Origin of the sequence: Streptomyces sp. NPDC127092 (assembly GCF_042722475.1) — a bacterium.
Taxonomy (GTDB): Bacteria; Actinomycetota; Actinomycetes; order Streptomycetales; family Streptomycetaceae; genus Streptomyces.
In genome coordinates, this window is the sequence record NZ_JBHXFE010000002.1 from 25,279 (window position 1) to 37,991 (window position 12,713).

Here is a 12,713-nt window from a genome sequence, read left to right on the forward strand (position 1 = left end):
GGTCGGTAGTGGTCTCGACGATAGGGCGGGATCTCTGGTTCGCTCGGCAAACGGCTTGGAGTTCCATCGGCGTTTCCAACTCCCTCTGGAGCAGCCGTTTTGCCGCGAACTCCGGAGCCCCCCCAGGCGCAAGAGGGCGCCTGGGCGTGCTACGGGGAGAGAAATCCTTCTGAATTCTACGACGATCCCGGGACGGGAATTCCGGGGAATTCGGGGGACCAGACGTCGTCCCGGTCGAGCGCGGCCGGCGTGTATTTCCCGAGCGCGCTGATCAGCATACGGAGTTCGAGCGCGAGGCATTCCGTGAACCGGACGAGTCCGGCCTCCGGGTCCTCGGCGGCGGCGAGGAGCGCCGCCCGGCCCAGGCCCACCGCGCGGGCACCGAGCGCCAGGCTCTTCACGGCCCGGCCGCCCTCCCAGATGCGCCCGGAGACCAGCAGGCAGGGCGGCGGCCCCGCCGCGGCGAGGCGCCGGAGGCATTCCGCCAGCGGCAGGCCGACCTGGGCCGGGAACGCTCCCGGGGCCCATCCGGTGCCGCCCTCGGCGCCGTCCACCGTGACGGCGTCCGCGCCCGCCTCGGCGGCGACCCGGGCGGCCTCGGCGACGTCCCGGCCGGGGTGCAGCTTCACCCACACCCGGGCGCGGGGGAAGTTGTTGCGCATCAGCCGGATCTGCTGGCGCAGGATCTCCGCCGTGAACGTGCCGGGAGTGCTGGAGCGCAGCACCCGGCCGTCACCGAAGACGTCGTCGATGCCGTAGCGGTCGCCGAGCCGGCCGGCGGCCTCGCCGTCCAGGACGGTCATCCCGCCGAGTCCCGGCTTGGCGCCCTGCCCGGTCTTCAACTCGAAGGCGAGCCGCCCCGATTCGAGCAGCGGCAGCGCCGCCGGGTCGCTGTAGACGAGGTTCCAGACCTCGGCGTCGGCGTCCTCCGTGGACTGCTGGACGGCGACGCCGCCCCGTCCCTCGGGAAGCTCCTCCGCGTACGCGCGGAGGCGGCCGAGGAGCGCCCGGTCGGCGGCCTCGCCGAGCCGGCCGTAGCCGTTCACCGGGACGACGTTCTCTCCGATGACCATGGGCAGGCCGAGCGCTCCCGCCTGGCGGCTGAGGGCGAGGCCGAGGTCGCCGCCGGCGGCGCGGGTGGAGCCGAGGGCGGACACGTACACCGGCAGCGCGGAGGTGAACCCGCCGACGCCGGTGGTCAGTTCGACGTCGCGGTAGTCGGGCTCGCGGCCCAGGTCGATCAGCCGGGCGAGCCGCTGCGGCATGAAGACGGGCGGAGTGATCCGCAGCGCGTCGAGCGGGTCCCGCTCGCCGGCCGGATACCGGCCGGCCCGGTCCGCGCCGAACAGGACGCGGCCGTACTCGCCGGGCGGCGGGAAGGCCGCCGCCGCGCCGGCGCGGGCCCGCTGCCGGACCTCCTCCTCCGGGAAACCGGGCGCCGAGAGGTCGCTCACGGCGACACCACCCCGGCCAGCTTCGGGAAGGCGCTGGCCTGCCAGACGGCGTCGAGACCGGCGACGTAGCGGGTCAGCCGCTCCACGCCGATGCCGAAGCCGGCGCTGCCGGGAACGCCCTCGCGGACGAGGTCCAGGTACCAGCGGTACTTCTGCGGGTTCTCGCCGGTCTCCCGCATCCGGGTGACGATCTCCGCGTAGTCGTTGGTGCGCTGGCTCCCGCTGCACAGCTCGCCGTAGCCCTCGGCGGCGATCAGGTCGAAGTTCCGCAGCAGGCCGGGCTGTTCGGGGTGCTCGCGGTCGTAGAAGCCGCGTGATCCCTTCGGGTAGTCGGTGACGAAGAACGGCCGGTCCCGCTGTGCGGAGAGCAGGGCCTCACCGGTCCAGTCGAGTTCGGCGTCCTGGCTCTGCGGGTGACCGAGCTCCTGGAGTTCGGCGACCGCCTCGGCGTGCCGCATCCGGCCGAAGGAACCCTTGAGGAGCTCGGTGAACGCGCCGATGTCGCGGCCGAGTTCGGCGAAGTCCTTGGGCAGCTCGCGAACCACGCTGTCCACCATGTGCACGACCAGCTCCTCGACCAGCCGCACGGCGTCGTCCCGGCTCGCACCCGCCATCTCCACGTCGAGCTGGTGGAACTCGGCCAGGTGGCGGCTGGTGCCGGCGGTCTCCAGCGGCTCCAGACGGACGTTGGGAGCGACGCAGAAGATCTTGTCGAAGGCGAGCAGCGAGGCCTGCTTGTAGAGGATGGCGCTCGTCATCAGCTTGTAGCGGTGGCCGTAGAAGTCGACGTCGACCTGCTTGGAACCGCGCGAACCGGGGTCGGTGACGGGGCCGATCACCGGCGGAAGCAGCTCGGTGAAGCCCTGCTCGCACAGGAACTCGCGGGCGGCGGCCAGGAGTCGGTGCTGGATCCGGAGCGCGCTGCGGGTGGCCGGGGCGGTCAGGTGGCGGCCGGGGTCCGGGATCGGTGCGGGGGCGGTGGGCCCGTCGGTGGTCATGGCGTGGTGAGTCCCAACTCTCGTCGTGGCGTGGACGTCGTACGGGGCAGGGGTACGGGGTGCGGCGGGAGTGCCGGACAGGGGCGGGGCGGCGTGGGCCGGGAGCCGCGGGGCGGTCCGCGGCGGACTCCCCTGTGCGGCGGCGGGCGGCGGGTTCCCCCGCCCGGCGGTGGGGAGCCGTTCGGCGGCGCGGGCGTCGTACGTCCGCTGGACGTGGGAGAGCGCGGAGAGCAGTCCCGCCGAGCCGAGGATCGGCGGACGCGGGCCGCCGTCCGTCAGGCCGGCGATCGGCATCGATCCGACACCGGACCAGTGCAGCCTGCCGTCGGGCCCGAGCGAGCTGCGGGCCCGGCCGGCGTTGTCGGGGTGCAGGCAGTAGGGGACGTCGAGGTAGCCGGCGGCGAAGGCGCGGACCAGCGCCCGGCCGATGTCGGCGTCGAGGTCGAGCACGGCGCCGATGAGCGCGCGGGCCTCGGCCTCGATGCCGGTGTCCCCGGCCTGCGGACCGGCGAGGCCGTGCGGGGAACGCGACAGGCGGGCGCGCTCCTCGGCGGCGGCCGCGGCGGCCGTCTCCAGGGCCTGGACGTTCTCCTCCACGGTCGGGATCCGGTGCGCCTCGGCGGTGGTCTTGACGAGCAGCCGGGCCGCGCCGGCCCGCACCGCCAGCCGGGCCGCGTCCTCGAGGAGCAGCCGGGCCCCGCCGGGCGTGCGCGGGAAGACGCCCATGTAGGCGTAGAGGACGACGTGGTGGTCGACGTCCGGCAGCAGTTCGGCGGCCAGTCGCCCGAGCACCGTGAGCGCTTCCTCGTCCTGGCGCGCGTCGGCCTGCTGGGCGTAACTGAGCGAGATGCCGCGCAGCCCGTGCTGCCGGAAGAACAACGCCTCCAGCACGCTCACCGCGATCAGCAGGCTCGGCGGGCAGAGCTGGCCCATGAGGCAGCCGCCGAAGGTCTCCAGGTGCGGCCGTGCGCCGAACTCCGCCGCGGAGGCGAGGAGTTCGCAGCTGCGCCGCCAGTGGTCGACCGCCTCGCGCAGCGGCGTACGGCTGTAGGGAAGGCAGTACGAGACGGGGCCGCCCTCGGTGGCGTCCAGGCCGGCCGCGAGGAGGGCGCGGACGATGTGCTCCGGCATCGCCGAGCCGTGCCGGACCTGCACCGGGAAGCGGGCGCCCGCGACGCCCCGCAGCACGGCGCGGGTGGTGTCCGCGGAGTGGGTGGCGATCGGGTAGCCGTTGAGGCCCACGCCCTCGGCGAGCGCGCGACGGGCGGCCGCGAGGTCGCCGGTGCGGGTGTAGCTGTCGAGCGTGAGGGTGCCGACGGTGACGGCGTCCGCGTACCGGGTGGCGACGAGGCCGTCGCGCATCTGCGGCGGGTCGGCCATGCCCATCCTGGGCTGGACCACCAGGTCACCGGCCGCCCGGGCGCGGGCGACGAAGTCGCCGAAGCCGAGGCGGGCGACGCCGGCTTCGGAGCCGGTCACAGGAGCGCCCCGGCACCGGCGGACACGGCGCGTGTCTCGGAGGGCGGCAGGCCGGAACCGGTGGCCGGCAGGCCGGAACCGGTGGCCGGGGAACCGGCCCCGGGGGGCGGCAGGCACGATCCGGTGGGCCGGGAGCCGGTCCCGGCGGGCGGCAGACACGATCCGGTCGGCCGGGCGTCGGTCGCGGCGGCCAGGGAGGCGGTCCCCGTGGGCAGGGAGTTGGTCCCCGCTGGCAGGGAGTCGACGAAGGAGCGGAACTCGACGACCGAGCCGCCTTCCTCGAAGACGCCGTCGAAGCCCGCCGCCAGCAGCTCCCGCTGCCGGGCGGGGTCGCCGGGGCCCGCGATGCCGAGCTTCCCGCCGATCACGGTCGCCGTGCCGGCCAGCTCGGGGCAGGCGCGCAGTGCGGCGATCAGTCGCAGCCCGTCGTGGAAGCCGTGTCCGTTGACGCTGCTCAGCACGATCAGGTCAGGCGCGATCCGGCGGCACTCGGCGACCAGCAGCTCGTCCGGTACGCACGCGCCCAGGTTGGTGACCCGGTGCCCCAGCTCCTCGAGCAGCAGCTGGAGGAAGACCAGGTTCCAGGTGTGCGAGTCCGAGGCCATGGTCGTCACGACGACGTCCAGAACGGCCGGCTCGGCCTTTCCGTGCTGCTCCACGGCATGCTGCTCCACGGCGCAAACCTCTGTGTCGGTAGGTGGTGGGAGTCCCGGGGAGTGGCGGGCCCTCCGGGTGTCCGGCGGTCCGGCCGTCCCTCCCGTGGACAGAACGCTAGGGAGGTCGCGGGCGGCGGACCGGCAGCTCACCCGGCAGGATGCGGGCAGTATCGACCGGCGAGGGTGCGGCCCGGTCCCGGTCCTCGGCCGGGGCTTCAGCTCGCCGCCGCCAGTTCGAGGTGCGCGTGCGCGTGCGCGCCGGTCCCGGCGCAGAACCGCCGGAAGAGGTTGAGCACGGTGAAGCGGACGCCGTCGCGGGCCGGGACGCTGCGGATCAGCCCGTTCGCGAGGAGTTCGTGCATCGCGGCCAGGCACTCGTGCGGCGGTCGGCCGCTCAGTTCGGCGGCGTCCTCGCCCGACCAGTCCCCCGGTTCGGCCGCGAGCCGCTCCAGCAGGTCACGCTGGCCCAGCGTCAGCCGGTCGAGGGCGGCCCCGAGTGCCGCGCCGACGTCCGCCCTGCCGCCGTACCCGGCCGGCGGGGGCGCGAGGTGGAACGGGCCGTCCGCGAGTCGTGCGACGAGCTGGCGCGGTGAGAGCACCGTCGACCAGCCGGCCACCAGCTCCAGGGCCCCCGGCAGTCCGTCGAGCTGACGGCAGAGCGCGGCGACGGCGGGGGCCTCGTCGGCCTCCAGGCGGTAGCCGGGGCGCAGGCGGCGCAGGTGGGAGAGCAGCAGCCGGACGGCTCCCACCTCGGCGAGGGCCGCCGGGTCGTGGTCGAGTTCCGGCCCGGGCGTGGGCAGCGGGGCGAGCGGGATCACCTGGCCACCGGGCAGCGGCTGCGCGACCCTGGCCGTGATGAGGACCCGCAAACCGGGGCAGCGCAGGAACAGTTCGTCGAGGAGAGCCGCGTCCACGCCGGCGTCGGCGCCGTCCAGGACCAGCAGGGTGGGCCGCTCGCCGATCACTCCGGGGAGGTCCGCGATCGCGCGTGCGAGGTCCGCGCGGCGGACGAGTCCGGCGACGGGGAGCCGGTCGCAGTCGATCCAGCGCACGGACCAGCGGGACGCGAGGTGGAGGCGTCTCGCGACCTCCAGGACCAGCCGGGTCTTGCCGGCCCCGCCCAGGCCGGCCACGGTGATCAGCCGGTCGCCGTGGACGGCGAGGGCGTCGGCGAGCACCTCGACCTCCAGCTCCCGGCCGACGATCGCGCCGCGGGCGACCGGCGGCGCGGTCGGCTCGTCGCGCGGCTCCTCGGCGAGCGCGTGCCGGCGCGCCGCCGCCTCGAAGACGGACCTGTTGGGGCCTTCCAGCCGCAGGGCGTCGGCGAGCAGACGGACCGTCTCCTGCCGGGGGCGCTGCACCCGTCCGCTCTCCATGTCCCGGATCGCCCGGACGCTCAGGGTGGCGAGATCGGCGAGGACCTGCTGGGTCAGGCCGATCCGCTCGCGCCAGATCCTGAGCAGCTCTCCGAAGCCCGCCGTCGACTGCTGCGGCCGCACACCGTCCATGCCTCGTCCACCTTCCGTGGGTTGGCCAACTACCGGGGACGGGGGCCCGGGCGCCGTACGGCACGCCGGGGGCGGCGCGACCGGTGGTGACCGTCGGGCCGTCTTCCCCCTGACGCCGATGGAACACGGGAGGGCTCTACGGCCGATCAACGCCCGATCACCGTGCGTTCACGGATCCTCCACGGGTTCCCCCACAGTGTGGACGCGCGCCCTGGCGACGGGCGCGAAGACTTCCTCCCCGCCGCCTCTGGCCCGGGGTGCCGAGATCGGCGAGTCTGGCGGCATGCTGCTGCCCCTCACCCCTGCGAGACCCGAGCTGATCGAGGTCGTCCGCATCACCGATCCCGTCCGGCATCTGACGTCGAGGGACCTGACCGGTGACACCGTCGCGATCTGGGCGGGGGACGAGATCCGGGAGGCGCTGGACCTGATCACCGCCCTGCCGGGCGACGAGCTGTACCGCTGCTTCCTGCCGGGCTGGGGAATCCGGGCTCACAGCGGCACCGACCAGCTCTTCGAGGTCGCGTTCTGCTTCCGCTGTCACGGCGCCCGTGTCTGGGGACCGGACGTCACCGCCGAGCAGAGGCGTCAGACCTTCGACGCCCAGAGCCCGGCCGCCCACGAACTCCTGCGCAGGTTCCGGGCCTGCGTGCCGGACTGACCGCCGTTTCCGACGGGGTCGCGGTCATGAGTCCGCGGGGAACGGCTCGCCGGGCGGCCGGGCGGCCGGGTCACCGCCGTCGCCGCCGTGGGTTCAGGACTCCACGCCGCAGCGCCGCGCGATCGCCTTGAGGCGTTCGAGTTCCCGGCGGGCGGCCGTCAGATGGCCCAGATCGAGGGCCATCGCGGCGCGGGCGGAGACGTAGAGGACGTCCTGCCGTGTGGCGTCGTCGAGGTGGGAAGCCGCCCTGAGCCGACGGCGGGTGACGCTCAGGTAGATCGCGACGCTGTCGAGATCCTCGCGCAGGTCCACGGGGAGCACCTGCCGCAGTTCGTCCTTCGCGTAGTCGCGGGCCTGCCGGTCCGACGCGCAGGGGCCGGGCCGCACCGGAGCCCACGGAAGACCGGCCCCTTGGGCGGCGTCGTACATCTCCGCCACGAGGGCGCGCGCGGAGGAACGATCGCCGGCGGCCGCCGCCGCGCGGGCCGACTGCAGGGCGGAGCGCAGTCGTGCACGGTCCTGAGGGTCCTCGCCGGTGCGGGCGTCCAGATAGCTGGACCACTCGTCGAACGCCTTGTGCAGCTCGGCGTCCAGCAGGAGCTCGTACACGTCCGGCACTCCGCCGCCCTTCCGTCAGGGCCCTCCCCGCGTGGAGGGCGGCGGTCAGGATAGGTCAGGGAGCAGCGGGACCTAGAGCCCCGGTCCGTTGTACGCGCCGCGGTGCGGTTTCGTCGTCGCGGAGACCGGGTTCGCCCAGTAGTCCCGGCCGCCGTTCCCGCTGATCACGGAGCCGTTGTTCAGGGCCGGTGAGGTGGCGCGCAGCTTGTAGCCGTCGACCGAGTCGATGGTGTCGCCACCGGTGCCGGGGCTCACGAAACGCGGGTCGCCGACGATGCCGTTGGCCGTCGGACGCGGTACTCCCTGGAAGACGTTCCACAGCCACTGGATGCCGGCGCCGGTGGGCAGTCGGGAATCGGCGGTGCCCCCCCAGATGTTGTTCTCCACGACGCTCTCCTCGGGGAGCGTGATGTCGAGTCTCCGGTCCGTGCAGTAGAAGACGTTGTTGTACATGTGCAGTGCCGAACGGCCCGCGGTGACGCTGCTCATGCGGCAGTCGTTCTCGGAGATGTTGTAGCGGATGACCTGCTTGGCGCCGCCGATCGTTCCGCAGCCGTCGCAGTCGAGGAAGAAGCCGCCGATGTTGTCGCGGCTGAAGTTGTACTGGATCGTGCAGGTGCCGGTGTTGCCCCAGTCGCAGTCGAAGGCCTGACTGTCGGCCACCGACATCCGCGTGATGCCGTACACGGCGTTCTTCTGGATGGTCGGGTCGCGGTCGCCGAGCACCCAGATGCCGGCGAAGTTGCCGCCGGAGAAGGGGTAGACGCCGTTGCCGACCCCGGAGGCGTTGTTGTACTGGATCATCGGCGCGTCGGCGTAGCTGACGATGACGCCGTCACCGCCGACGTCCTTGATGACGTTGTGTTCGACCAGCACTCCCGAGCCCTTGACCGCCATGGCTCCGACGCGGATCTTGAGGCCGCCGCCGCCCGTGTTGCTGATCTGGTTGTGGTGGACGTGCACGTCGTTGAGCGTGGAGTTGGTGCCGCTCGCCCCGGTGACGATGCCGGCGGACTGCACGAAGTCCTCGGTGGTCGGGCTCGTCTTGTTCGTCTGTCCGGCCACCCGGTCGACGACGAGGCGTCCGACGTCGAACCCGCGGTGCGCCGTGCCGTCGGTGGCGGAGATCCGCAGTCCGGTACGGCGGGCGAGGGAGGAGGCCGGGTTGGTCAGCTTGAGGTCGCTGATCCGCCAGTGGTCCTGGTTGGTCAGGGAGACGACGTCGGCCGCGCCGTTGCCGTCGAGCACGGGCAGCGCGCCGGTCCCGTACGCGGTGAGGGTGATGGGTGCGGTGGCGGTGCCGCTGCCGCGCGGGGCGAGCGAGCCGGTGCAGGTGGTGCCGGACGCGAAGGCGAGGGTGTCGCCCGGGGCGTACGTCCTGCCGTTGGCCTGGGCGATGCTGTTGAACGGCGATGCCTCGCTGCCGTCACCCGCCAGCGGGCGGGAGCAGTCCACGTAGGTCGTGCTGCCCACGGACTCGGCCGAGGCCGAGGCGGAAGCGGAGGCCGAAGCGGAGTTGGAAGCCGAAGCGGAGGCGGAGGTCTCTGCGAGAGCGATGGTGCCGGCGAGAGCGAGGGCCAGGGCGAGGAGCCCCCGGCCCGTCGCCCGCCGGCCTGCGAATGGCCTGCTGGTCATGACGCGACACCCTTCTGGCGGTCTGGTGTCGCCAGAAGCTAGGGGTGACGGATGATCGAGTCAATGCACCTTTGTCGAATGATCGAGTTTCGATCAGACAGCGGGCGATCGCTCCGTACGGGAGGCTGAGGGGCGCCACCCCTGCGGACCTGCCCAGGTCACGCAAGGTAGTCAGATCCGGGGGTCTTTTCGCTCCGACGGCTCAGCGAGGCCGTTCCCGGATGGCGCAGCCTCGGCCGCTGCCTCCTAGTGGTGTTCAGTACGCGCTTGTCGGCGCGTTCCTGATCCAGCCACGGTGGACGCCTCACCAGGTGTCCGCGATCGGAGCACCCCTGTCATGACCCCCGAACCCTTTGACAGCAAAACGGCGGACGACGACGACACGGGGGCCCGGGACACCTCTCCGGAGCCCGATGCCGTGGAGCCCCTCGCTCCGGAACCCGAGGCCGCGAAGTCCGAACCCGCGCAGCCCGAGGCGGCGGCACACGACGCCGTGAAGTCCGACGCCGTGACGACCGACGCCGTGAAGTCCGACGCCCCGCAGCCTCTCGCCGCGCAGCCTTTCGCCGCGCAGCCCGAGGTGGCGAGGCCCGAGCCCGCGCACCGCGAGCCTGCGGAGGCTGTGGCCGCACAGCCCGCGCCTGCGGAGCCCGTGGTTGCGCACGTCGAAGCGCCGCACGTCGAAGGGCGGCACGTCGACGCGCCCCAGGTCGAAGTTCCGCAGCCCGAGGCGGCGCAGCCCGAAGCCGCGCAGTCCGAAGCCGTGCAGCCCGAAGCCGTGCACCAGGCCGCTTCCGCTCCCGCTCCGGAGCCCGACGCCCCGGAACCCGACCAGGACCAGGGCCAGGACCAGGACGAGGACGGCGAGGAGGCGATCCGCACCCTGCTGTGGACGGCGGCGACCGAGCGGCCGGTGCCCGAGGTCGCCGCGCTCGTCGCCCGGCTCAACGAGTCCGGCGAGCTGTCGCGACCCGCCGACCTGGCCCTGCGCGCCGCCGCCGTGTCCCGTCCGCTCGAAGAGGTGCGGCAGCTGGTCGCCCTGCTCAACGAGGCGGGGTACGACCTCCACCAGGCCGAGACCACGCTGCGCGCCGCGGCGGTGGGCAGGCCGATCGAGGACATCGTCGCCCTGGTGAACATCATCGGCGCCGACAGCAGCAGCTGGCGGGCCGTCGGCGGCGGCGAGGACTCGACACGGCCGACCCTGGAGGACGCGCGGCCCGCGGCCGCGGCCGCGTCCGGGGCGGAACGCCCGCCCAAGCCGTCGCGCGGTCCGAAGACGTCGGCGAGGTCGCCGCTGGACCACGCCCTGGCGGCGGGCCCGGGCAGTCACACGTCCACTCCGGCACTGCGGTCGCCGCTGCGCTGGCCGGCCGCGGCCGCCCTGTTCGCGTGCGGCCTGATCCACCTGCCGACCGACGTGGCAGGCCTGCGCTCCGGTGCCAACGCCTCCCTGCTGTCGGTCGTGGTCACCCTGTTCTGCCTGGTGGCCGGCGCCTGGCTGGCCGCGCGGGACACCGCGACCGCCTGGGCCGCCACGGCGGCGGGCACCGTCGGACTGCTCGCGGTCCACGTCCTCGCCGGCGCCCGCACGGTCGACGTGCTGCAGGGCAGTCTCGGCTCGCGGTTCGCCTGGGCCCAGGCCCTGGCGGTCCTGACGTGCGCGGCGGTGGTCGCCCTGGCGGCCGTGACGCTGTTCCGTCACACGAAGGCGACCGGCGCCGCCGACGGGACCTGACGGCCCGGCGCGGCGGCGACACCACCCGCGATCAGGCCGTGACCACGGCCGGCGGCGGATTCGATTCCGTGTGACCGGTGCGCAGGGACCTGTTCCGGTGCATGCTGTGCATCATGTGGTGTCGAGTTCCTGTCTGGAGGCCGAACGAGTGCACGGCGGCAACGGGCGACGGCGCCTGACCAGGCGCGCCTCGTCCACGCGAAGCGGCGCGGCACGCCGCCTGGCCGGGTCCCGCGGGCGGCTCGGCAGGGGCGTCGGCGGAGAGGTCCCCCTCGACAGGCTCACGACGCGCGGGCGGCTCGCCTGGCTGAATTCCGCCGCCTCGTGCATCGGCACGACCCTGGACCTGGAGCGCACCGCCGAGGAGCTGACCCGGTTCACCGTTCCGGATTTCGCCGACGGCGCGGCGGTGGACATCCTCGAGAGCGTCCTGCGGGGCGACGAGGGCGCGCGGTGGACCGGTACGGGGATCCCCCCGATGCGGGCCACGGCGATCTCCGCCATCGAGGAGCTGTCGTCGCTCGAGCCGACTCCGGTCGGCGAGACCTTCGTCCGCGACGAGTGGCATCACGAGACGTTGCTCCACCGCTACTGCCTGCGGCAGGGCAGGCCCGTGCTCGTGAGCCGCATGCGCGACGACGACTACTCCAAGGTCGCGCCGACCGAGAGCGCCGCGGCGAAGATGCGGGCCGCCGGGGTCCACAGCTATCTGGCGGTGCCGCTCATCGCCCGTGGGCTGCTGCTCGGTTCGGCCGACTTCGTGCGGGGCCCCGGCTCGCCGCCGTTCACCCGCACGGACCTGGCGCTGGCGGAGCAACTCGCCTCCCAGGCCGCCGTGTTCCTCGACAACGCCCGGCTGTACGGGCGCGAGCGCGAGCGCGTCGTCTCGTTGCAGCGCACCCTGCTGCCGCGCGCGACCCCGGTGACGCACGGCCTGCGCGTGCACGCCGAGTACGCGCCCACGGCGACCCATCACGGGGCGGGCGGCGACTGGTACGACGTGATGGCCCTGCCCGGAGGGCGGACGGCCCTCATGGTGGGGGACGTCATGGGCCACGGGCTGCCGGCGGCGGCGACGATGGGACGCCTCCGTGCGGTCGCCCGGACGCTGATGACCCTGGACATGGCTCCGGAGCGCGTGCTGGCCCGGCTCGACCTGGCCACCCGCGACCTGGAGGACGAGCAGGTCGCCACGTTCCTCTGCGCGGTCTTCGATCCGGCGGACTCCAGCTGCACGTTGGCCCTCGCCGGGCACCTGCCCCCGCTGCTCCTCGACGGACGGGGCTCGGCCGGTTTCGTCGACGTGCCGATCGGCGCGCCGCTCGGGGCGGGAGTCATCCCGTACGACCCGGTGCGGCTGACCGTGCCGGAGGGCGGCGGGCTGGTCCTGTACACGGACGGGCTCGTCAAGTCCCGGCAGGCCGACCTGAGCGACCAGCTGGAGCTCCTGCGCGCGGCGGCGCGCGACCTCGCCCCGGAGGCCCTCGAAGGAGGCGGACTCGTGGAGCGCGCGCCGGCCGGCGTGGACCGCTTCGACGAGGCGGTGGTCCTCGCCGCGACGAGCACCCGGGAGAGCCGGGACGACCTGCGCGTGTGGCAGCTGCCCCAGGACGGGCGGGCCGCGTCGGCGGCACGACACCTGGTCAAGGAGCAGCTCGCCGCGTGGCAGCTCGGGGAACTGGCCGACGTGTGCGAACTCGTCGTCTCGGAGCTCGTCGGCAACGCGCTGCGCTACGGCAACGGGCCCGGTGCGCTGCGCCTGCTGCGGGGCGACCGTCTCGTCGTGGAGGTCTCGGACACCGGCCCCGACCTGCCCCAGATCCAGCACGCGGACGTCAGCGACGAGGGCGGCCGGGGCCTCCAGCTCGTCAACATGCTCTGCCGCCGCTGGGGCTCCTGCCGTACCGCGACCGGCAAGGTCGTCTGGGCGGAACAGAACATGCCCGCCTGAGGAACCCGGCGGCAG

Annotated in this window: 9 protein-coding genes; 3 read left to right on the forward strand and 6 right to left on the reverse strand. The window is 73.8% G+C overall.

Annotated elements, in window-relative coordinates:
- Nucleotides 1–176: 176 nt before the first annotated feature.
- From ACFWJO_RS01800 to ACFWJO_RS01815, 4 genes are all read right to left on the reverse strand, one after another.
- A complete protein-coding gene (locus ACFWJO_RS01800; protein ID WP_386862859.1) occupies nucleotides 177–1,454 on the reverse strand; it encodes a glutamate synthase-related protein in 1,278 nt (425 codons plus the stop codon).
- The gene (locus ACFWJO_RS01805) at nucleotides 1,451–3,931 is read right to left on the reverse strand and encodes an amino acid--tRNA ligase-related protein (protein WP_386862860.1); all 2,481 of its coding nucleotides are present in this window, start codon (nucleotides 3,929–3,931) and stop codon (nucleotides 1,451–1,453) included. The genes ACFWJO_RS01800 and ACFWJO_RS01805 overlap by 4 nt, the downstream gene beginning before the upstream one ends.
- Complete coding sequence (locus tag ACFWJO_RS01810; RefSeq protein WP_386862861.1) at nucleotides 3,928–4,605, reverse strand: cobalamin-dependent protein; 678 nt, start codon at nucleotides 4,603–4,605, stop codon at nucleotides 3,928–3,930. The genes ACFWJO_RS01805 and ACFWJO_RS01810 overlap by 4 nt, the downstream gene beginning before the upstream one ends.
- A gap of 197 nt (nucleotides 4,606–4,802) precedes the next feature.
- Nucleotides 4,803–6,095, reverse strand: coding sequence for a helix-turn-helix domain-containing protein (locus tag ACFWJO_RS01815; protein WP_386862862.1), 1,293 nt, complete (start codon nucleotides 6,093–6,095; stop codon nucleotides 4,803–4,805).
- A gap of 283 nt (nucleotides 6,096–6,378) precedes the next feature.
- On the opposite strand from ACFWJO_RS01815, the gene ACFWJO_RS01820 reads away from it, so the two are divergent.
- Nucleotides 6,379–6,756: a hypothetical protein gene (locus tag ACFWJO_RS01820; RefSeq protein ID WP_386862863.1), complete on the forward strand. Its 378-nt coding sequence runs from the start codon at nucleotides 6,379–6,381 to the stop codon at nucleotides 6,754–6,756.
- 93 nt (nucleotides 6,757–6,849) lie between these two features.
- On the opposite strand, the gene ACFWJO_RS01825 is transcribed toward ACFWJO_RS01820, so the two are convergent.
- Entirely contained in the window at nucleotides 6,850–7,365 is a 516-nt protein-coding gene (locus tag ACFWJO_RS01825; RefSeq protein WP_386862864.1) for a hypothetical protein, read from the reverse strand.
- An 81-nt stretch (nucleotides 7,366–7,446) separates the two neighbouring features.
- On the reverse strand, nucleotides 7,447–9,009 hold the full coding sequence (locus ACFWJO_RS01830; RefSeq protein ID WP_386862865.1) for a right-handed parallel beta-helix repeat-containing protein: 1,563 nt from the start codon (nucleotides 9,007–9,009) through the stop codon (nucleotides 7,447–7,449).
- Nucleotides 9,010–9,427: 418 nt separating this feature from the next.
- On the opposite strand from ACFWJO_RS01830, the gene ACFWJO_RS01835 reads away from it, so the two are divergent.
- Both ACFWJO_RS01835 and ACFWJO_RS01840 read left to right on the forward strand, forming a co-directional pair.
- On the forward strand, nucleotides 9,428–10,747 hold the full coding sequence (locus tag ACFWJO_RS01835) for a hypothetical protein (RefSeq protein WP_386862866.1): 1,320 nt from the start codon (nucleotides 9,428–9,430) through the stop codon (nucleotides 10,745–10,747).
- Between the two features lie 148 nt (nucleotides 10,748–10,895).
- Nucleotides 10,896–12,698, forward strand: a complete 1,803-nt coding sequence (locus ACFWJO_RS01840) for a SpoIIE family protein phosphatase (RefSeq protein ID WP_386863089.1) — start codon at nucleotides 10,896–10,898, stop codon at nucleotides 12,696–12,698.
- Nucleotides 12,699–12,713: the final 15 nt, after the last annotated feature.